This window comes from Peribacillus sp. NPDC096540, from assembly GCF_050278525.1.
Taxonomy (GTDB): domain Bacteria; phylum Bacillota; class Bacilli; order Bacillales; family DSM-1321; genus Peribacillus.
On the sequence record NZ_JBNNTG010000057.1, the window covers coordinates 1 to 19,710 of the forward strand.

A 19,710-nucleotide genomic window follows, 5' to 3' on the forward strand; every position below is an offset into this window, starting at 1 on the left:
GTTCATCTAAAGCAACCTATACCATGTGGTTTGAAATCCTGCGAATAAGCGAGTATTCGTGAGCATTATCTATTAAACTGAGGGAGTTCATTAAGAAAAACGATACCTCTTATTGAAGTATCGCACCCGTTAGTTCATTAAGAACTTCTCCTAAGAACAGCGATGTTTACTCATCGACAGTACCCTCAGTCGGATATTTTTCTTTTAAAACATGATGTAGAAACATTATTCTAACAGCTATAATAAACTTTTTCTTATCGGTTAAGGATTCTTGATTTCTCAAGAATTCTTCCAACTCTTCCGTAGTCATTTCACAATATGCAGCCAACGTGTCATAACTTAATCCTATGTCTCTATGCAAGGCTTCTATAATATCACACAATCTTTGTTCTTCATCAACAATATCAATAGCTGTTAAAAAGGCACTCATTTCTATTGGATCAGTGTGATACATTTTGTGTTTAGTATAGAAAATCTTATTTATTACGTCATCTGACATTTTGTATATTTTTTTCATTTTTTCAATATTCTCTTCCAATGTAATAAATTCCATAAAATAATTACCTCCAATCTTTAATAGCATTTTACCAATTAACCCAATGGATTACTAAACTATCCTGCCCCTATAGTTGAACAAGAAACACTCCATAACTTTTGAGTTATGACACTAACCATAATCAAAAAAGCCAATTTCCAAGTTAGGGAATCGACCTTAAATAAATATATTAAACGCACCTCAATAATTGATTGAATCATCCAAGATGAATACAAAGATAAAAACTGAAATCAAAATCAAACAGCCTACTTTTTTTGTTACCGATTTCTGAAGGAATTTGATTTTAGATACAATAAAAATAACACTAGAAAGTACAGCAGTTCCACATACTACTTTAAGCCAAAAAGAAATACCAATTCTATCAAGATACGGGGGAAGGAAAGTTATTACAATAAAAATCGAACTACTCAACGCTACATTTACCCATTTCAATTTTTTAACCGCCTTATGATTTCTAAGTTCCATTGCCATCTCTATTATAATCGAGTCACTTAATCATCAATGATTTTTTTATCATAATTCTCTTCAAGTCATTGTTCAACTAAACTGCCCCTTTAGTGCCATAAGAAAAAGGCTGCCGAAGCAACCCAAGTTAATGAACTAACGCACCCGTTAGTTGAAGTACATTATTTCACAATCTCCATAGTCGTTTTAACATAAATATTGTACCGCCTAAATTATATAACTTTAGAGTTAATGTGAAATTTAATTTGAATTCGTTTTAATATTATAGATATATCGAATCTTTTTTAGAAATATCTTTTTTATAACTGTTTTAAAGTACGTTGTAGTCTTACACAAATAAATAGTAGATCAATATTAAGAATTGGCTGGAATGGTGAATAAAAGTAATCGCTATGAAGATGAGATATCTGCTGAGAGAACAGTTTTTAGTCACGGATGTATTCATAGCGATACATTTTATTATTTATAATATTTTATTTTCGTAGAGGAACCAGACGCCAATAGGTAAAGCATCTCCAAACCCATTCCACGGGTCCATAATAAAAATATTTTAACCAGACATTACTAATAATTATTTGTGCAATCCAAGTAATAATGCATAATCCATAGATAATTAATGATGGAGAGAAATAACCAATCAACATTGGTAGAATAAATATTCCAACTACAGTTTGACCTAAATAATTGCTCATTGCCATTCTTCCATAAGCTTGTAAAGGATATAGAATATAACTTCCTCTTTTTTTCTTAACCAACAATAATAATAAAAGAATGTAAGTTAACATTAATGGCAATTGCGAAATAATTAATAAAATATGTGCTGGCTTATGGTTTGTAATCATGAACTGCGCAATGACGGTTATAACGGAAATACTTCCAAGGGTGATTAGCAACCATTTGTGCATTTTGGGACGCATCTTTAACTTTGCAAGAGCATCAATATTCATTAGTGTGAAGCCTTCTATAAAATAAACTAAAAATGATGTTAAAGTAGTGATTAAAAGTAGGAAATCCAATATAGGAGGCATATTCGTCTTTCCACCATATAACCAATCATAGGTAGATACATTAACCAGTATGCCTATAATATGCAAACTAAAAGTTATTGTAAACAATGCTTTTGCAGGGACTTTATGCAAAGCAAATAGTACTAATCCAATCAAAGCATAAGATAGCAACACATCTCCGCCCCAAACTAGCGAGTGAAGATATCCTATCACTGCAAGTACAACCATTCGGCGAATAAAAAGTATAGATGGTTTTCCTTTTTCTTTAGCACGGCTTAAGAAAATAGCTGCACCAGCTCCAAATAAGAGAGAAAAGATAGCGTAAAACTTTCCTGTAAAAATAATATCAATCCAATTACCGTCAGGTAATAGCTTGACATCAACACCTGCCGTTTGTATAAAATTGAAGATATTAACTAAGAAAATACCTATTAAAGCAAATCCTCTAAGTATATCAAGTTCATATATTCTATTTTGATTGAGTGAGTTTTCTTTCATTAAATTCATATTGTTATCTCCTTTCTGCAAAATTAATAATAGAATTTTGACCTTACACCTTATTAACATAAACCTTACAAAATCCTTAATTCGGTATTGTACCGGACTTAATCCCTTTACTATCAGAAGATTTATTTTCAGGGTAGTTCAATAAATTAAAATCCATAAAATTTCGTTTTTTCATTTAAAAAAGTGTTTCTCTTTTATAGAGAAACACCATCTTATGTCTTATTAAACTAAACTGCCCCGATAGTTCCATAAAGAAAGAGCTGCCTTAAAGACAGCTCTGATCTTCAGCTAACGCACCCGTTAGTTTAAGTATATTCCTTTACACACTTTGTTTATTTTACAGGAATGCTGCCCGACAGCCGCATAATGAAAAAGACTCTAATAACAGTCTTTTTCAGCTCTTGTATCTGATAGTTTGCATTGTATGTTCCGACTACTTATAACAATATCTTTATACCAAACTAGTCAACAAAACCATAATTCCATTAGTTAATCCATGAATAATAACTGATGACCAGATCGAATTAGTTCGTTCATACGCTAAAAGCAAAAATGAACAGCTCAACAATCTTCTAGCAAAGCCCCCGTTAGCCATCCATGTAGCGCTACGCCCCCAGGCCTACTCAGCCCCATTGGACACCGCTGAACTCCGGCTGGTTGCTATTCAGGAAGCGCGAGTCAATTGCGACGAGCCGTTCGCTCTATACCATCAACGATTACTTTGTACAGTTGGTGCGGCAGGTCATGTCCCATGCCGTCAACCAACATTAGCTCGGCCACCGGGATGGCAGAAGCCGTGTCCTCGCCACACGCCGGGACGAACAGGGGATCGTCCACCCCATGAATGACAAGTGCTGGTACTTTTATGGTCGCCAGCCTTGGACGACGGTCACCGGAGACAGCGATAGCAGCAATTTGTCTTCCGACACTGCCTGGATCGTATGCTCGCTGGGCCTCCTCCAGAATGAGCGTCCGATAAGCATCCTCTTCAAACAGATAGCCCGTGCCGGCGATGCGTTTGGCAAAAGAGAGACTGTGTGTCAAAAATCCTGCTTCATCCTCAAATGGGTTCGGCGCCGGTTTAGTCATCATCGCCATGACATCTGGGGCAGTTTGCGGAAGGGCGGGATTACCGGAACTGGACATAATGGATGTGAGTGATAAAACCCGTTCAGGGTACTCGCTGGCTGCAATCTGGGCGATCATTCCGCCCATCGACCTCCCAACGAAATGCGCCCGGTCAATTGATAGGGCGTCGAGCAGTCCGATAGCGTCGTTGGACATGTCATCGAGAGTGTAAGGGATGTCCGGTCGCTGTCCCGACATGAGAGCAGTCGCCAGTGCGTCAAAATCCAGCGTCGGATAATGGCTAAAGTGCGTCGAGCAACCTACGTCGCGATTGTCAAAGCGGATTACGCGAAAGCCCCGCGCTGCTAATATCCGACAAAACGAATCCGTCCATCGGATCATCTGGGTTCCAAGCCCGGCGATTAGGATAATAGCCTCGTCATTTTCGTTACCGAAACTGTCATAGGCCAATTCGACGTCGTTGACTTTTAGGATATTCATAATCATGTTCTCCTCCTTTTATTTTGATGTCGGAAGTTCTATCATAGGCAAAAGCCGTGAATCTTCGATTGCTGCATTCCGATGCCCGATACCGGCCATGTAATCTTGATGACTTGAAAAAGCAAGAAACGACTCCGCGCTGCTCTGGCGGATCATCATGACAAGATCCCATCTTTCCTCTTCGGGTCCGATAAGAAACTCTCCGCCATCGCCAAGAAACATCACTTCACCTCCGCTTTCACGGAGAAATGGGAGGGTATGCTCAATATAGCGTTTGAAAGCTTCGGCACCACTGATTGGGTCCTCCGGTGATAGCTCAGGATGGGCTGTGTAATCGGCAACTTCACGAAAACGCATGAGGTTCAACATGACGATGCTGCCCTCAATACCTCGCTGTATGAACCTCATGCCAGCGCGTTGTGTTGGTTCGATGTAACGATTAAATTCAAATTCTGTCATAGCGGCTCCTTTCGTAGATCCTTTTTTTATTCCAAATTCTTTACGCCTCCTCATACTTTCATTCATAAGTTCCCTTTAGGGAATTAGTGGCTAATCTTTTGATATGGTTGTCCAGTCATCGATGAAGTGGTAAAAACGATCCAAATCACCAGTATACAGTTCCCGCAGAGCTTCTTCGTATTGATGGAAGTTCCCTTCCATAGCTGTCATTATAAATGAATAGTATCCGTTTCAAAACCACCTTTATAACACAAACATTATATTATTTAGTTTGCTAATAAGCAAACGTTTTTAATTTATGTTTGCTTAATTATTCAAAAACGATGGGGTGATGCATAATAAATAAGCAATTGAAACAAATTCAATCGCTTAGAGGAACGAGAAAATACATTTTATAAATCTAGCTAAAATGTAAATGAATACATCAATGAATGAAAATAGTAAAATGGCGATCAAACCAATGATTGCGTTTCTCATACCAATCATGTTAGCGAGTGTCCTACAATCTATAGGACAAGTTTTTTACATTTCTTCCTCAACTAACCTGCCCCGATAGTTGCATAAAGAAGAAGCTGCCTTAAAGACAGCTCCGATCTTCAGCTAATGCACCCGTTAGCTTAATAAGGAACATTTCAGTTTCATCACCTTACTCTTCACCTGAAAATTTGTTTATTTCTTTTACTGAAATGAAAAACTTTATGAATAGGTATAACTACTTCTTTATCCCAAAATATTGCACTACCATTTGGAATGGCGTATATATCCCTATTCTCTGATAAAGAGATTAATTCTTCGTCAACGGAACCATCGTAGTGAACTTCTACACGGGGTCCTGCCGACAAAACGCGGATATTATACGCTAAGCAAATTTCAACCTAAAAAGTCGAATTCCTCTGAACTGACCCCATAAAGTTAGACAGGTTATTTCGTTAGGCAGCCCGTTGGGCATGAGCTCGGTATTGTACCGGGCTCATGCCTTTTAATTTTGCCTTGATTCGTTTGTGATTATAGTATTCTATATATTTTACTAGTTCTTGTTTAAAGTGTTCACACTTTCAAATTCTTTTAGATAAAGAAGTTCCGATTTCATGATACCAAAGAAATTTTCCATAACCGCGTTATCGTAACAATTCCCTTTGCGAGACATACTTTGCGTAATGCCACGTTCCCTAAGGGCATTACGGTATTGTTTCATTTGATAATGCCAGCCTTGATCTGAATGAATAAGGAGAGTATCGTCGCCTGTTAAACATTCAAAAGCTTGATCTAACATCGTTGAAATGAGTGAGTAGGTTGGTCTTGAACCGATTGTATACGTAATGATTTCTCCATTAAATAAGTCCAATATCGGCGATAAATATAGCTTTTCTCCAAATAATTTAAACTCTGTAATATCCGTAACTCATTTCTCATTTGGTTTTTCAGCTTTGAAATTGCGATCTAAAATATTTAGTGCAATCTTGCCCACAGTTCCTTTGTAAGAGCGATATTTTTTCATACGGACAAGACATTTTAGCCCTAGTTCTTTCATGATACGCTGTACCTTTTTGTGGTTTACTTTGTGTCCGCGATTTCTAAGTTCATCACGAATACGATGGTAACCAAACCGACCTTCATGTTCATTGAAAACAGATTTTATCAATCCTTTCAGTTCTGCATCTGGATCAGGACGACCGAAGTTTTTCACCCAATAGTAATACGTGCTACGCGGAATGTCTGCGAGCTGTATACGTGCTTTCACCGGGAATGCATTCCTTAATTCATAGACTACTTGTGCTTTGTCTTGTTTGGTGATTTTTCCTTGTTTTGAACTAAGGCATTCAACTTTTTTAAATAGGCATTCTCCATACGTAAACGTTCATTCTCCGCCTGTAAAGCCTCTATTGATCCTTCATTGGGTACTTGAGTATTTGATGTCTTATTATTTTTATTTTTCATGGATGGACGCCCCTTTTTCTTTGATTGTAGGGCATCAAATCCTTCTGTTTCATAAGCCACTTTCCATTTTCGAAGCGTTTCAAAAGATGGAATATTAAAAATCGCCGCTGTTTCCCTGATAGACGTCCCGTGTTCGTTCATATAATTGAGTACATCTAGTTTAAACTGTGCGGGGTAGGGTGTATAGCGTTTTTCAAAAGCATCACCACCAAAAAGTTCAAATTGTTTAATCCACTGATGGAGTAAACTCGGATGAACACCAATAGATTTAGCAATTTTTTGTCCTCCCTCATTACCATCTATATATTGTCTTACTGCCTGTATTTTTTCTTCTGAAGAAAATCTCGCCATAAAAAACTGCACCTCCAATTGTTAGTTGTGTCTAACAATTGGGGTGCAGTTCACTCTAAGGAACCGACTTTTTAATTTGGCTTGATATCAGCAGATTAAGACGATAGTGATAATTGTCCGGCGAACAAAGCCTATAAAATAAGGCCTTTGTTCCCATCTTTTTTGTTGAACTAACGTGTCCCGTTAGCGACATAACTATAAGATTCTAAAGTAGACTAGACAAGCTTAGTATCAGAGAAAAGCAGCTCGAACCCAGTTTTTTACAGACCCGTTCAATCCTCGACTGGAAAAGGCGTAGTTCTGCTCGTAGAAACGAGATTTGTGTAGAAATCATTCATCAATACGGCTATTGGAGCGTACCGCATGATAATCTTCGCTGCTGAATCCATCAGCTCTGGCTACTCGTCACGCTCAGCACAACGGCGTATGAAGTCTATTCGTTCAGCTCGGTTCACCGTACCAACCAACTCACTTGACTTCATTTACGCAAAATGAGTCTGAATGGTTTGCTCAACGGTTTGTAACATTTGTTTGCGTGCAGCATCATCTACATTTGGTACGCTGCCAAACAATAAATGATCAATAGCCTCAATCCCTGTAAAATCAAAGATGCCTGTATCAGAAGTGATCTTCAAACCATCAGTCATACCAATTTGGTCATAAACCTCTTTTGGAGTGCCATGTGTATTAATAATCAGCCCTTTTTTGCCCTTTAATAATTTAACGCTACCCTCTTCACCTAAAGCATAAGCAAAGCCATATGCAAATACCCGATCTATATACCCTTTGAGAATAGCTGGAAGCCCTGTCCACCAGATAGGATAAATAAAGATAATCACATCCGCTTCAGTAATGTGCAGCTGCTCTATCTTAATATCCTCAGGAATTACACCCTCTCGCATCGAAGTGGTATCGGCGGTTGTAAGAACAGGCTGGAAACCAAGCTCGTACAAGTCACGTACAACAACGTCATGTCCATTCTTTTTAATCACACTTACTGCAGTATCCAAAATCGCATGGTTAAAGCTGTTAGTATGTGGGTGTGCAAAAACAATAAGATGTTTCATTGCAAATATTACCTCCAATTATGTTATTTCATTATTCAAGAGAAATAAATTTTACTTACACATTATCTTTCAGATATGAGCTGACCGCCTACACCTACATTGTCTTTTTCATTTTCTTTTAATAAAACGACAAAAGCCTGTTCCGGTGTGTTCATGATTTTTGCCGCTGATGCTGTTAATTCCTTTACTAATTCACCTTTTTGTTCTTTGCTTAATTTCGCGCCTTCTAATGTTATTACTGGCATATTATTTTTTTCCTTTTATGGATATTTTATATTAATTTTTCCATTTTCAATATTTATGGGCCGGCCCGTTTGATTATTGAATCAATTGATGTTATCATTTTATCAGTTATTTTCATTACATCAAGTACGCACCTTTTTGTAATATACTACCCAAAATGATAGTTAGGAGATAATCATGAATCATGAAAAAATTTTTAACTGTCCAATAGAAGCACCAATTAGCTTAATTGGCGGAAAATATAAAGCTATTATTTTGTTTCACTTAATAAACCAAACTTTGCGGTTTAATGAATTGCAAAAATTCATTCCTCAAGCTACTCCTAAAATGCTCACTCAGCAATTACGCGAGCTTGAAGGAGACGGATTTATTACTAGGACTGTTTATCCGATAGTTCCTCCCAAAACCGAATATTCTCTTACAGAGTTTGGGGAAAGTTTAATTCCAATTGTAAATGCACTTTGTGATTGGGGAAAAAATTATATAGGTAATGGATGTAGTGGGCGTAGTGTAACCCCTTCTTAAACTAGGAGTCCGTCCGAGAAACGAAGAAGTGCTGGAGAAGTATGGATTTCCAGCACTTCTTCATTTTCAGTTATAAGCCTTGTCTGCTTAATTTTACATGTGTGATTTACAATTTTAAGCAGAAAATCATTGATTTAAAATTCCGATGAGATTACTGTTATATAATTCATAATGGTGAATTTTCATAAACTTATTAAGCGAAACTGTGTGATTATGGGCATTGGCATTATAAGCAAAAAGTCCACGATGTCGGGAGAAAATAAAGTGGTAGACTGAAAATTATCAAGACCTATAATCAAGAAAATCAAATAACATAAAGGGCTCCACATATTAGTCTTCAAATGCATTATCCCTTGTTGAACTAACCTGTCCCTATAACTCCATAAGAAAAAGAGCTGCCGAAGCAACCCCTGTTATTGAAGTAAAGCACCCGTTAGTTCATTAAGACAAGCGATTCTTATTAAAGAATAGCGCCCTACTGTGGAACAAGAACCGGTTGACATAAAGCTAATTTTAGGAAGTTTCAACTATATTCTTTTCCATTTTTTACTGGTATAATATGGATGATTTTGTTAATGAGAGGGGAGAAAACGATGAATCAACTTGTATTTAAGCAATTTGAGATGACAAGAGAATATTTCATCAAGAATGTAGAGTCTGTTTCTATGGAACAAACTGATGTGCAGCCAGATGGTTTTAATAACACAATTCATTGGCAGACAGGTCACGTTTTGACAATTACTGAACAATCTATGTTTGATTTCCCGCATGTAACAACTCACCTTCCCACGAATTATATAGAATTGTTTGGGAATGGCACAAAACCAGCTGATTGGACAGGGAATATACCTGCTATGGATCAACTTGTTGTACAGTTGAAAGATCAATTAACTCGTTTAAAGCAAATTTCTACTGAACAGCTAGATCAAGATTTGGATACTCCATTCCTAGGTTGTAAGACTGTTGGAGAACTTGCAGGTTTAACATTAATGCATGAAGCGACTCATATGGGGCAAATTCAGGCAATGAAGCGAATAATTGAACATGTAAGTGTTAAAAACTGAATTTAACAAAGTGTTATATTAAGATGAAAAAATCAGTCTAACAAAACTGGTTTTTTCTTTTGTTATATTTTATACATTATTAGTCTACATAACACTCTCTATTTTCATTTACTCCAATAACTATTCATTCTTGAATAATCTAAAACTACCCATTTATTGAGCTATTCTGCCCCGTTAGTTTAAGTACATTTCTTCACAATCTTTATAGTGATATTAGGTACGAATCCTTTATTCTAGAAGCGCGCCCTATTGTTGAACATCCAACATTGTTTGCGAACTACGAAGTAAAGGCTTAGTTTATTTTCTTTTATTTTTACCAAATTTCTCGTTACCACGTTTAAAGTTACCCGTAATTTTAGCTAACAATAACTGTATTTCTATTATATTATCTTCAACTTCTTTGATTCTTGCTATAAGACGCTCAGCGTCCCTATCCTTTACAATTTTAATTTGTTTACCTCCATAATAGATTACTACCGTTCCTTTTTTCGTTATTTGATAAGCAAAAGGTTCTTCACTTAATCTGTTTCGTTTATCTATTTCGCTCACTACACCGTCTCCCTACTTATTATAGTTTCAAACATTACATTCAAAAAAATCAGTTTGTTCACTTGTTTTCTTTAAATATTTTAATTCACAGTATGTGTTAACTACGACATAGAAGAGAGATGGATTTTCTTTTCTCTTCTTACACTAAATGGCCCAATTGTTGAACAAAGGCCTAACAGCACTCTTGAACTAACCTGCCCCTACGTATTATAAGGACAGCCAGAAAATATTTCTGGTTGACCATTTTTTATATCGATATATGATAACGGTAGCCGGGGTAGAACGTACCTGCCCGTGGGGCTAAAGATCCCGTCAACTAAACAGTTCGCCCCCTACTTGCTTAAACATGATTTGGCTGGTTGGGACCAAGATCTCGTATAACAAGCGAAGCTATGATACTGCAAGAAGGATTAGGGGTTACCGGCAAATATTATGCTTTTGGAGGAGATAAAAAATGAATCCAGTGGTTGGTCTGGATGTAGCTAAAGGTGAAAGTCAGGTTCAAGCGTTCTTGGATAAGAAGAAGCCTTATAAAAGAAGTTTTAAAGTAGCACATACCATTGAAGGGCTAGAGAGCTTACACCGATTTCTTAGAGAGATAGAAAACTTAACAGGAATTCGACCTCCGGTCGTTTTAGAGTCTACTGGGCATTATCATACTCCAGTTGTTCAGCATTTCGAGGAAAGAGGTTATTTACTAATTATCATTAACCCACTTGTCTCATATCGAGCAAAGAGCTCATCTCTACGAAAAGTAAAGACAGATGTGATTGATGCTTACCATCTCTGCGAGCTGTATTATAAAGAAGATTTGGAACCAAATAAAAAACGAGGAATTCAACTCTTAAACCTTCGTAATCTTACAAGACAACACGAAAATGTAACGGGTATATATGTACAAACGAAACTTCAATTTCAAGCAGTTCTTGATCAGGTTTTCCCTGAGTATCATGGGGTTTTTGGGGACTTATATTCAGTTGTCTCTTTACTAACCTTATTAGAATATCCTACATCTAAAGATGTTTTGGTAGTCGATGAAGAAGCTTTAGGTAATAAAATCGATGAATTATGTACAAGTCGTTCAAGAAAGTGGGCAAATACAAAGGCAAAGAAACTTATAGCTGCAGCAGCTAAAAATCCCTTTCAGACAACACTGTATCAAAGTCACATAATGAGCTTAGAAATATATATCAAAATGCTTATGGAATACCAAAAGCACCTATCAAAGTTGGATGAAGAGATAGGTGCTTTGGCTAAAGAAATTGAAGAATATAAGATAATCCAATCAATCCCTGGTATCGGTGAAAAAATCGCGGCAACGATTATTTCTGAAATTGGTGAGATTGATCGGTTTAATCACCCTAAAAAACTCGTAGCATTTGCAGGAATTGATCCTAGTATCTTTGAATCTGGTAGATTCAAGGGATCCGTAAACAAAATAACCAAAAGAGGTTCGAGTAGATTACGGCATGCCCTATATATGGCTGTTCGATGTGCCATTCGTGATTGTCGCAAAAAGAAAACGACTGAAGAAGTAATCCCTCGTAATAAGAGATTACGTGAGTTCTATGATAAGAAACGGAAAGAAGGAAAGCCCTATAAAGTAGCTGTTATAGCATGTGCTAATAAGCTTCTACAATGGATTTATGCACTATTACAAAACAACTCGACTTTCCAAGATCTAGCCTAGTTTAAAAGTATAACTAAATATCACAAAACTTTCCAAACACTGTTCATAGGGAGGTTATTTGGCATGCATATTTTTAGTATAGCATGAAATATTTTTAGTTTTTATTGATAAATGTTGACAAACTATTAGCTGGTTTAGTTTAAGTACATTCTTTCACAATCTCAATAGTGTACACCCAATAGGGACGTTTTAAGAATCCTGATAAATCAAAGTTACAACCTTATCTGTCACTTTAGGAGGTAATTTGCACTTATTTTAAGTGCTATTTTTCACATCCAACTTTTGTAGCTTTGGAATAATGATTGATCAAATCAATACTAATAACCTTGATAAACGAACAAAAAGAAAGAGCTTGTTTTGAAAAAAGATTGATCAAAACAAGCTCTTAATGTGGACCGATTGCCCGTATGTTGCTTACGCTATAACTCCCCCCTTGTCCAACTAGCCTCTATGATAGTAGTCTTGCTGTGTGCAGTATGTCGTTACGTGTAGCGCAGTTGTACAGGCCCTAAGATGGACCATACGAAAAATAGAAAAAGCTCTAGTGGTTAATTTAGCAAACCCTTGTTACATCAAGGTTGTATAAAACCCTGAATAAACGATAAAAAACAAACAAACGCCAAACTCTTGAACCATATGGGTTTGGCGTTTTTGCTATCTTCTTATAGTTCATTTTATGTTAACTGGATTTGTATAGAGTATTCATGTGATGCTTTAAGGCCTTGTTCTGGAATGAAAATAGAACCATGTAATGTAATTATTTTGGTATGATCTAACAATTAGTATTTATTTATAAGTGGGGGATTTTTATGTTCTTTGTGACAGGTCTTGAGTCCCTTAAATTTTTTTATTGCTGCTTTGTTTTCTTATAAGAATTATTTCTTAATTCTATCTTAATCCATTCTTCTTTTGGAATGTCTCTATGTTTATAATCAACAACCTTAATTTGGCTACCTTGAATTTGAAAAGTAATTGTTTCTTCACCATAAGGTGGATTATGTGCCCCCTCAAAAGTTTGAACTTGAACAATTACATTTAAGTTGAAATTTGTCTCATCTCTCTCTATTTTAAGGATTTTCTCGAATCCCCGATCCCACAGTTTAGGTTTATAATATGTTTCAATAGCTTTACTTATTGGGTCTACTAAGCGTTCAATCAATGCTTCTTTAAGTAATTGTTTTGGAACTGGTATTCGGTTAATTTTCTTTCTTTTGACATCAACAATTTTCCACATATCTTTTAATGGGCCACTTGTTTGTTTTTCAACAGTATAAAGTACATTAGTTCCATCTTCTTTCCAAAGGTGAACAAAACCTTTGTTACCCTTGATATATAGTCGTGGTTCATCAATCCATTCTTCTTCCAACTGAATAATTGTAAAATATAATTGGGCAAGTGGTGTTATTTTATAACCCAGCTGATTAAAATCACCAAATCCATAGAGTCGATAACCTGTTAAGTCAATATCGAAATTCATACTACCATTGTTGCCTTTTTGTACAGTTGCATAGGCTGTGTAAGGCACTAAGATACTCATACTCATAAGCACTACAACAATTGCAGAAATTGCGGTTAATTTTGGTCTCATATTCAATCACCTCATTATATTTTGTGACAACAGAGGTGAATTTATTTTTTAAAAACTTGTTCCAGAAAAGGGCGCTTTAATTGAACAAGCAGCTAAAAGGATCTTTAATCGAAGATCCTTTTTTCATGCCTATAAGGGTGATTATGTGAACTAGCGTTTTTTCGTTAGTTGAAGAAGAAAAATCAAAAGCATTGTTTAACAGAGTCTATTTTAAAGAAGTAACAATCAAAAAAGTTCGTAAAAGACGTTAAGGAATCGACTTTTTTTTCTTCTTAATGAACTAACGCACCCGTTAGTTCTATAAGAAAAGCAAAGCATATTCAAGAATCGCGCCCGATTCTTGAATAATCAACAAATCTTCTATTAACTGATATTGAGAAATAAGAAAAGCACAGTTATTTGTATACCTATTTCACATAATCAGATAAGAACACTAAATTATTTTGTTTCTATACATTACCTTATTTACATGATGCCTTACGGTATTATGACCGGCTTTAGTACCTTTACCAATAGCTATAAGCATAACATCTAAATACCTATCAGAAATATTTAAGATTGCTTTTAATTTCTTAGAATCATAGCCTGACATAGTAATTGTTTCAAAACCTGCTTCATTTGCTAACAAAATTAATGACATTGACGCAAGACTTACATCTCTAGTTAATTCTAACTTTAGATCTTCATTTGATTTATTTTCATAATATTTTATTGCAGCATTCGCTAGATATCTCTTAGCGATTCATCAAAAAAACCTGCTTGAAAGCCTTCTTCATGTATCTTAATAATATTATCTTTATCAAATGCTTGATAATCACCCAACATAACAATTAAAGTTGAAGCTTCTACCACTTGATGTTGATTAAAAGCTATAGGTAGCAATAAATTTTTTAAGTCTGGTTCATCAATAATTAAGTATCGAGTTGCTTGAATATTATTTCCGTTAGGTGACTTACTTGCACTTTCAATTAATGAGGTTAGAATTTCTGAACTTATTTTATACCTTGAATCATAATGTCTAACTGATCGTCTTTTTTCCAAAATATTTTTTACACTCATTTTATCAACTCCGAAATTTTTATTTATTGCTCCTTTAATTATAGTAAGCAATAATAAATGAGAAAATAACGCACAAAAATGTGGTATAGCCACTTTTAAGTGCCTATTCAGGAGGGACAGTACATGGTTAACTATAATACTGGAATCAACATTTTTATGAACATTGCAGGTGGAAAATGGAAATGTTTAATACTCTTTTTCTTGAGCCAAAAATCAGTAAGGACAAAAGAGTTTTACGAATTAATACCTGGAATTACACAAAAAGTCTTAACAGATCAATTGAAACAATTAGAAAGAGATGGACTTGTACGAAGAGAAATATTTAAAGAAGTACCACCAAAAGTAGAATACAGCTTAACTGATCTAGGAAGATCATTTGTACCAGTATTAAACACAATGTGTGATTGGGGTAATAAGTATGCAATTATAAAAGGTATAGATAAAGATCCACAAATTTATTGTGATCATAATTAAACCTAAATTCACATTTTTGACTTCTGAAGAAGCCTGGCGGCTGCATAAAAAAGTGGGGTTCTATGCAACCTCTTATTCAATATAATGGCCCAATTGTTGAATAAAGATCAAACAGCTCTTCAACTATCCTGCCCCTTTAGTTGCATAACAAAAAGCTGCCTTAAAGACAGCTCCGATCTTCAGCTAACGCACCCGTTAGTTCTATAAGCTCTTAAAGTCCACCTTGTTCTAAACCGTCAATTTTTACCCCCCTACTCCACTCACGATCGATTTTTAATTCATTATTGGTGGTGGATAGGGTTAGTTCTCCTTTTTTCTCATACATTTTAGATGAGTTTTCGTCATAAACTTTAAATGTCGTTGTATATAAGTAATCGATTGTGCCATCATCATTTTTGCTTTGTTCTTCAAGTTTCACATCTTGTACTTCAATACTTTTATTAATTTGTTTGGATACCAATTCTGGTATTTGAAATTTACGGTTAGCGATTTCAGCATTATATTGATCTTCGGTTAAATATCCTTTAATCTTTTCTGCGATTTCATCAAATTTCGGGGGATTGGATGGATATTTAACCGTATATAGATCTGTACTATAATCTTTAAATAATTTTTCTGCCTCTTCTACTTTGACCACATTTTCCTCTTTAACGGATTTTCCTTCTTTTTCTTCACCGTTTTCTTTGACCACATCTTTGTTACAAGCAACTATACCAATAAACAATATAGACAAAAACAATATACAAAGAATTTTCTTTATGATAGCCACCTCATTCCATTCAAATGAACCTACACTACATATTCTATACAAATTATGAATTACCCTTGTTGAACTATCCTGCCCCGATAGTTCCATAAAGAAAAGGATTGCCACAGCAACCATCTTGTTAAACTCAAGAATCCGTTACTGAAGCAGATCAGAATTAGTTGTGATCAGTATTTCTTCTATACCAATCCTCTAATGACATCTCTCCAAAGGATTCCTCAAAGTCCAATCTCAAAGGAGCAATCAATTCAAGTGGATTTCCGTCTGGGTCATTAAAATAAATAGCTGCGTGAGCTTGTGGATTGTTATCAAGAACTAAAGGTTGTTGTTCTTCAGTTAAGTCAAAGGTTGTACGAATTTCGATTCCTTTACTATTTAACCAATCCTTTGCTGATGTCATGTCTTCTATATCTATTTGAAAAGCTACATGTCGTATTGAAGGATGGTACGGAATTTCTACTTGGTTTGTTTCCCATAGACCAAGCCAACTTTTACCTTTCTCAATCCAGAAGAAAGCTAATTTATCATTTTGATATGCAATTTCTAAATCTAACTTTTTATAAAATTTTATTGAGTTTTCAAGATTACTTACAGGTAAATGTGCCTCATAAAGACCTTTTATCATTTCTCGTCCCACCTCGTTATGATATCTATAAATTCCTTATATTTACTGTACCATACTAATATTTGGAATCTCAGATATTAGTATTAATTGTCACATTTATAATCGTAGTTTTTGAGTTGAATTAGAATTTTGTTGAACTAACCTGCCCCATTAGTGCCATAAGAAAAAGAGCTGCCATAGCAACTCCTTATTGAAGTAAAGCACCCGTTAGTTCATTAAGATTTACATTTTATCCCTGACGTAATATCTTTTGAAACATTCTCGGTTGATGTTTTTCAAAACCTTTTATCAATTCTTTTCCAAAAATAGTGATGGTTTCTTCCCAAGGATGTCCTAATAATCCCCATTCAAAATTCTTATGAATAAAAAAGTAATAATCACCGTTTGGAAAAATAGGTACTGTCCATTCATCAAATTCACTTTTCGGAAACTCCATACGGGGATTTATCCAATAACTTGGATGTTGCCAATCTAACGCATACATATATTCTTTTTTCTGTGTGAGATCTTGAAAAACAAGCAATGACTTATCCTCTAGATCATTGTAAATCTCATCATAAGTATCTGAATCTCCGGACCAATTTAAATACGGGGATACATCATATGTGATAAATGGATTTGGCACTTTAAAAGATGGGAAGTTTGATATGCTTGGTTCAAAAGTAAATTCATCGTATATCCTATCCCATACCTCTTTATATTCTATTGTAGATAATTCAATCCAATTTTCCATTTGAATAGCCACCTTTACGATGTTTTTAATGAGGGTTATTATATCACTTCTTCTTCAACTATCCTGCCCCTTTAGTTCATTAAGCAAAAAGGCCACCAAAAGGCAGCCCTGGATTTCAACTAACACACCCGTTAGTTGATGAAGTATGTAACTTACTAATTGGTTCCCTTGCACTTATAAAAGCTTAGTAAAGTTGAGTTGAGTCTTGCTCTCCATGAATCATATCCGTAATGGCAACATAAATGTTTGGTGGATACTCAGCTATTCTATGACAGAGGTACAAGAACGACTCAACACCATAAGTTAGATAAATTCGAACGGGTAGTCCCTCGTCTTTAAGTTGTTTACAAAGTTCAGGACAAATTCCGTATAGCATCTCTGCTTCCACATTTGGGTTTTGTAAATAACCACGTTCGATGATTTGTTTATGTATAACTTCATCATGAGAAGCAATTGATACTTGGTGACCAGCTTTCACACATAAGTCCACTAATTGGATATAACGTTCATCCAACTTGCCTGAACGAGGAATACATATATCTGATGGCTCTTGGTATGCACCTTTAACTATACGAATTGTCCCAGGGTAGTTAAGTAATGTATTAAGGTCCTCAAGTGTTCGATGTAGTTGGGCTTGAAGTGTGACCCCTACGTTGGAATATTCCGAAACAACTCTTTTGTAAATGGAGAGTATCTGGTCAGTTTTGGCCGATTCTTCCATACTAATCATAAGAGAAAGACCGTGGGACTGTGCTTCTTTAGCAATTTCTAGTAAATATTCATATGCAAGTTCAGGATTAACAGATAAACCAATATGCGATAAATCCAAGGATATGCGAGAACTTATTCCACGATTACCACATTCTTTTATTAAAGCTATAAATTCCTCTTTGGCTCGAACGCACTCCTCTTTGTTTATAGTGTTTTCCCCGATGAATTCCAGCGATATATGGTATCCCTTATGTATAAGTTGGTCTCCAATAGATACTGCGTCTTCTTTTGATTCACCTGTTACAAATCGTTTAGCCGATTTTTGAAATAACGGATATAGTTCAGGAGATTGTTGAATGCACTCTTTTATGTCTAAATTACGAGCAATAGATTTTAACGCATCTGCAAAATGTTTTTCGATTGATGAAATAACCAATTATACCCCTCATTTCGTTTGAATATTCATAATAATTATAATATAAATAAAAAACAAATACAGAAGAAAAAATTATGAAATTAACATCAGCCTTAAACAGCAAGCTCGTTGCATAATAAAAATGACGATACTTAGTTATTGAAGTATTGCACCTGTTAGTTCCATAAGATGCACTAGTGCAACTTTTATTTATTTATCTACTCCTGCATCTATTTTCCAGCTATTTTGCAACTTCCGGATATAAATGATCTGACCAATGTGATATGCGTTATGAGTTGACACATTTCCGAGTATTGCCCACCATTTTACGTGTCCAGGATAACCATTAACTTCTCTCTCAACTTTTTCTTCAGATAATAACTCTTGCCAACGTAAAAGCACCTCTAATAGTTGTTTTTTTAAGTCAGCAAAAGTATGATTTTCAGGAATAATAAAGCTGTTATTATTATTTCCTATTGAAGGCACAGCATCAACGTGAGATATTTGGTACCTTGTTTGCCATGTTTGATTCCAATATAGTAGATGCTGCACAATTTCAGCAATACTATTACTTTCTTCGTTTGGCTTCCAAAATGCATGTTCCTCAGACAATCTTTCTACTGAATCTGAAAATGGTAAGTACCAACTTGGGTCATTAGCATTTGCCAACAACTGATCCGATAAAACATCTTTTGCATGAACCATAACAAACACTCCTAATTTTTATATACTGTTTTTTCTAAATCTTTAAACAATGTCATCTTAATTATATTCTACATAGTATATTGATTGTCCTGTTCTTATTAAGCTAACCTGCCCCGTTAGCTTAATAAGAGGAAAATTGGATTTGAACCATAAATACATTCAGTAATCAAAACTGTACTTCACTAAAAAAGGGAAAAATAAAGAGATAAGAACACTATATATAATCATTATGGAAACAGTATAAGAAGTGGATAATGATAATTGATTTGATATTATAAAGCTAAATATCCATATTGGTGGAACTATAAGCAAAGATATTATAATTCTTGAAAAGAAAGTTATCCTATGCTTCATGCCACATTGATTGCATTGAATAGGTCTGTATGCTAAAAAAAGAGATTTTGAGATTTTACCCCATTTAAATTGAGTATTGCATTTATCACATTTCTGTAAATTCATATATTCCTCCTATATAGAATCTTTACTACAATTTCCATAAAGAAAGAGCTGCCTTCAAAGACAACTCTGTTCTTCAGCTAACGCACCCGTTAGTTTAAGTACATTTATTCACAAACTCAAATAAATTCACAAATTTATATCTGTTCAAAACTCTTTTCAGTAATCCCCTCACTTGTTAATTGTAA

General features: G+C 35.2%; 21 protein-coding genes and 2 pseudogenes. 4 read left to right on the plus strand and 19 right to left on the minus strand.

Translation table 11 applies throughout. The annotated features are described in order from the left end of the window. Positions 1-166 precede the first annotated feature (166 nt). The 9 genes and pseudogenes from ACQKMR_RS26465 to dmpI form a co-directional block, all read right to left on the minus strand. Complete coding sequence (locus ACQKMR_RS26465) at positions 167-553, minus strand: HTH domain-containing protein (RefSeq protein ID WP_201249342.1); 387 nt, start codon at positions 551-553, stop codon at positions 167-169. A 941-nt stretch (positions 554-1,494) separates the two neighbouring features. Then, complete coding sequence (locus tag ACQKMR_RS26470) at positions 1,495-2,535, minus strand: DUF418 domain-containing protein (RefSeq protein WP_427699941.1); 1,041 nt, start codon at positions 2,533-2,535, stop codon at positions 1,495-1,497. 451 nt (positions 2,536-2,986) lie between these two features. Next, positions 2,987-3,079: pseudogene (locus tag ACQKMR_RS26475) on the minus strand (CPBP family intramembrane glutamate endopeptidase); the annotation flags it as partial. A gap of 134 nt (positions 3,080-3,213) precedes the next feature. Further along, the gene (locus ACQKMR_RS26480) at positions 3,214-4,104 is read right to left on the minus strand and encodes an alpha/beta fold hydrolase (RefSeq protein WP_427699957.1); all 891 of its coding nucleotides are present in this window, start codon (positions 4,102-4,104) and stop codon (positions 3,214-3,216) included. Positions 4,105-4,122: 18 nt separating this feature from the next. Next, on the minus strand, positions 4,123-4,629 hold the full coding sequence (locus ACQKMR_RS26485) for a DUF1330 domain-containing protein (RefSeq protein ID WP_427699942.1): 507 nt from the start codon (positions 4,627-4,629) through the stop codon (positions 4,123-4,125). A 24-nt stretch (positions 4,630-4,653) separates the two neighbouring features. After that, positions 4,654-4,773 (minus strand): DUF2239 family protein, encoded by a 120-nt coding sequence (locus ACQKMR_RS26490; protein ID WP_427699943.1) that lies wholly within the window; start codon positions 4,771-4,773, stop codon positions 4,654-4,656. Between the two features lie 719 nt (positions 4,774-5,492). Beyond that, a pseudogene (locus ACQKMR_RS26495) lies at positions 5,493-6,852 on the minus strand (IS3 family transposase). A gap of 482 nt (positions 6,853-7,334) precedes the next feature. Continuing rightward, complete coding sequence (locus ACQKMR_RS26500) at positions 7,335-7,919, minus strand: NAD(P)H-dependent oxidoreductase (protein WP_427699944.1); 585 nt, start codon at positions 7,917-7,919, stop codon at positions 7,335-7,337. Positions 7,920-7,981: 62 nt separating this feature from the next. Continuing rightward, positions 7,982-8,164: a 4-oxalocrotonate tautomerase DmpI gene (dmpI, locus tag ACQKMR_RS26505; RefSeq protein WP_427699945.1), complete on the minus strand. Its 183-nt coding sequence runs from the start codon at positions 8,162-8,164 to the stop codon at positions 7,982-7,984. 175 nt (positions 8,165-8,339) lie between these two features. On the opposite strand from dmpI, the gene ACQKMR_RS26510 reads away from it, so the two are divergent. Next, a complete protein-coding gene (locus tag ACQKMR_RS26510) occupies positions 8,340-8,687 on the plus strand; it encodes a winged helix-turn-helix transcriptional regulator (RefSeq protein ID WP_427699946.1) in 348 nt (115 codons plus the stop codon). A gap of 593 nt (positions 8,688-9,280) precedes the next feature. Continuing rightward, the gene (locus tag ACQKMR_RS26515) at positions 9,281-9,751 is read left to right on the plus strand and encodes a DinB family protein (protein WP_427699947.1); all 471 of its coding nucleotides are present in this window, start codon (positions 9,281-9,283) and stop codon (positions 9,749-9,751) included. 297 nt (positions 9,752-10,048) lie between these two features. Here the strand turns inward: ACQKMR_RS26515 and ACQKMR_RS26520 are convergent, their stop codons facing one another. Continuing rightward, positions 10,049-10,300: a hypothetical protein gene (locus ACQKMR_RS26520; protein ID WP_427699948.1), complete on the minus strand. Its 252-nt coding sequence runs from the start codon at positions 10,298-10,300 to the stop codon at positions 10,049-10,051. A 454-nt stretch (positions 10,301-10,754) separates the two neighbouring features. Between ACQKMR_RS26520 and ACQKMR_RS26525 the strand changes: the two genes are divergently transcribed. After that, positions 10,755-11,990, plus strand: coding sequence for an IS110 family transposase (locus tag ACQKMR_RS26525; RefSeq protein WP_427699949.1), 1,236 nt, complete (start codon positions 10,755-10,757; stop codon positions 11,988-11,990). Positions 11,991-12,837: 847 nt separating this feature from the next. Here the strand turns inward: ACQKMR_RS26525 and ACQKMR_RS26530 are convergent. From ACQKMR_RS26530 to ACQKMR_RS26540, 3 genes are all read right to left on the minus strand, one after another. Then, on the minus strand, positions 12,838-13,578 hold the full coding sequence (locus tag ACQKMR_RS26530) for a DUF3888 domain-containing protein (RefSeq protein ID WP_427699950.1): 741 nt from the start codon (positions 13,576-13,578) through the stop codon (positions 12,838-12,840). Between the two features lie 433 nt (positions 13,579-14,011). After that, a complete protein-coding gene (locus ACQKMR_RS26535; RefSeq protein ID WP_427699958.1) occupies positions 14,012-14,320 on the minus strand; it encodes a nitroreductase family protein in 309 nt (102 codons plus the stop codon). Further along, positions 14,302-14,730, minus strand: coding sequence for a nitroreductase family protein (locus ACQKMR_RS26540; RefSeq protein ID WP_427699951.1), 429 nt, complete (start codon positions 14,728-14,730; stop codon positions 14,302-14,304). The genes ACQKMR_RS26535 and ACQKMR_RS26540 overlap by 19 nt, the downstream gene beginning before the upstream one ends. 30 nt (positions 14,731-14,760) lie before the next feature. Here ACQKMR_RS26540 and ACQKMR_RS26545 point away from each other — a divergent pair, with 30 nt between their 5' ends. Then, a complete protein-coding gene (locus ACQKMR_RS26545; RefSeq protein WP_427699952.1) occupies positions 14,761-15,111 on the plus strand; it encodes a winged helix-turn-helix transcriptional regulator in 351 nt (116 codons plus the stop codon). Between the two features lie 211 nt (positions 15,112-15,322). On the opposite strand, the gene ACQKMR_RS26550 is transcribed toward ACQKMR_RS26545, so the two are convergent. The 6 genes from ACQKMR_RS26550 to ACQKMR_RS26575 all read right to left on the minus strand — a co-directional run bounded on the left by ACQKMR_RS26550 (position 15,323) and on the right by ACQKMR_RS26575 (position 19,525). Further along, on the minus strand, positions 15,323-15,994 hold the full coding sequence (locus ACQKMR_RS26550; protein ID WP_427699953.1) for a hypothetical protein: 672 nt from the start codon (positions 15,992-15,994) through the stop codon (positions 15,323-15,325). A gap of 40 nt (positions 15,995-16,034) precedes the next feature. After that, positions 16,035-16,502 (minus strand): VOC family protein, encoded by a 468-nt coding sequence (locus ACQKMR_RS26555; protein ID WP_144553768.1) that lies wholly within the window; start codon positions 16,500-16,502, stop codon positions 16,035-16,037. A 229-nt stretch (positions 16,503-16,731) separates the two neighbouring features. After that, positions 16,732-17,235, minus strand: a complete 504-nt coding sequence (locus tag ACQKMR_RS26560) for a DUF2716 domain-containing protein (RefSeq protein WP_427699954.1) — start codon at positions 17,233-17,235, stop codon at positions 16,732-16,734. 184 nt (positions 17,236-17,419) lie between these two features. Next, complete coding sequence (locus ACQKMR_RS26565; RefSeq protein WP_427699959.1) at positions 17,420-18,376, minus strand: proline dehydrogenase family protein; 957 nt, start codon at positions 18,374-18,376, stop codon at positions 17,420-17,422. A gap of 195 nt (positions 18,377-18,571) precedes the next feature. Next, a complete protein-coding gene (locus tag ACQKMR_RS26570; RefSeq protein ID WP_427699955.1) occupies positions 18,572-19,066 on the minus strand; it encodes a DinB family protein in 495 nt (164 codons plus the stop codon). A 159-nt stretch (positions 19,067-19,225) separates the two neighbouring features. Continuing rightward, positions 19,226-19,525 carry a TIGR04104 family putative zinc finger protein gene (locus ACQKMR_RS26575; protein ID WP_427699956.1) on the minus strand — a complete coding sequence of 100 codons (300 nt, stop codon included), beginning with the start codon at positions 19,523-19,525 and terminating at the stop codon, positions 19,226-19,228. Between the last annotated feature and the right edge of the window lie 185 nt (positions 19,526-19,710).

Coding starts and splice junctions, on each gene's coding strand:
- ACQKMR_RS26465 (WP_201249342.1), bottom strand. CDS start 553: ATGGAATTTATTACATTGGAAGAGAATATTGAAAAAATGAAAAAAATA.
- ACQKMR_RS26470 (WP_427699941.1), bottom strand. CDS start 2,535: ATGAATTTAATGAAAGAAAACTCACTCAATCAAAATAGAATATATGAA.
- ACQKMR_RS26480 (WP_427699957.1), bottom strand. CDS start 4,104: ATGAATATCCTAAAAGTCAACGACGTCGAATTGGCCTATGACAGTTTC.
- ACQKMR_RS26485 (WP_427699942.1), bottom strand. CDS start 4,629: ATGAATGAAAGTATGAGGAGGCGTAAAGAATTTGGAATAAAAAAAGGA.
- ACQKMR_RS26490 (WP_427699943.1), bottom strand. CDS start 4,773: ATGACAGCTATGGAAGGGAACTTCCATCAATACGAAGAAGCTCTGCGG.
- ACQKMR_RS26500 (WP_427699944.1), bottom strand. CDS start 7,919: ATGAAACATCTTATTGTTTTTGCACACCCACATACTAACAGCTTTAAC.
- dmpI (WP_427699945.1), bottom strand. CDS start 8,164: ATGCCAGTAATAACATTAGAAGGCGCGAAATTAAGCAAAGAACAAAAA.
- ACQKMR_RS26510 (WP_427699946.1), top strand. CDS start 8,340: ATGAATCATGAAAAAATTTTTAACTGTCCAATAGAAGCACCAATTAGC.
- ACQKMR_RS26515 (WP_427699947.1), top strand. CDS start 9,281: ATGAATCAACTTGTATTTAAGCAATTTGAGATGACAAGAGAATATTTC.
- ACQKMR_RS26525 (WP_427699949.1), top strand. CDS start 10,755: ATGAATCCAGTGGTTGGTCTGGATGTAGCTAAAGGTGAAAGTCAGGTT.
- ACQKMR_RS26530 (WP_427699950.1), bottom strand. CDS start 13,578: ATGAGACCAAAATTAACCGCAATTTCTGCAATTGTTGTAGTGCTTATG.
- ACQKMR_RS26545 (WP_427699952.1), top strand. CDS start 14,761: ATGGTTAACTATAATACTGGAATCAACATTTTTATGAACATTGCAGGT.
- ACQKMR_RS26550 (WP_427699953.1), bottom strand. CDS start 15,994: ATGGTTGCTGTGGCAATCCTTTTCTTTATGGAACTATCGGGGCAGGAT.
- ACQKMR_RS26555 (WP_144553768.1), bottom strand. CDS start 16,502: ATGATAAAAGGTCTTTATGAGGCACATTTACCTGTAAGTAATCTTGAA.
- ACQKMR_RS26560 (WP_427699954.1), bottom strand. CDS start 17,235: ATGGAAAATTGGATTGAATTATCTACAATAGAATATAAAGAGGTATGG.
- ACQKMR_RS26570 (WP_427699955.1), bottom strand. CDS start 19,066: ATGGTTCATGCAAAAGATGTTTTATCGGATCAGTTGTTGGCAAATGCT.
- ACQKMR_RS26575 (WP_427699956.1), bottom strand. CDS start 19,525: ATGAATTTACAGAAATGTGATAAATGCAATACTCAATTTAAATGGGGT.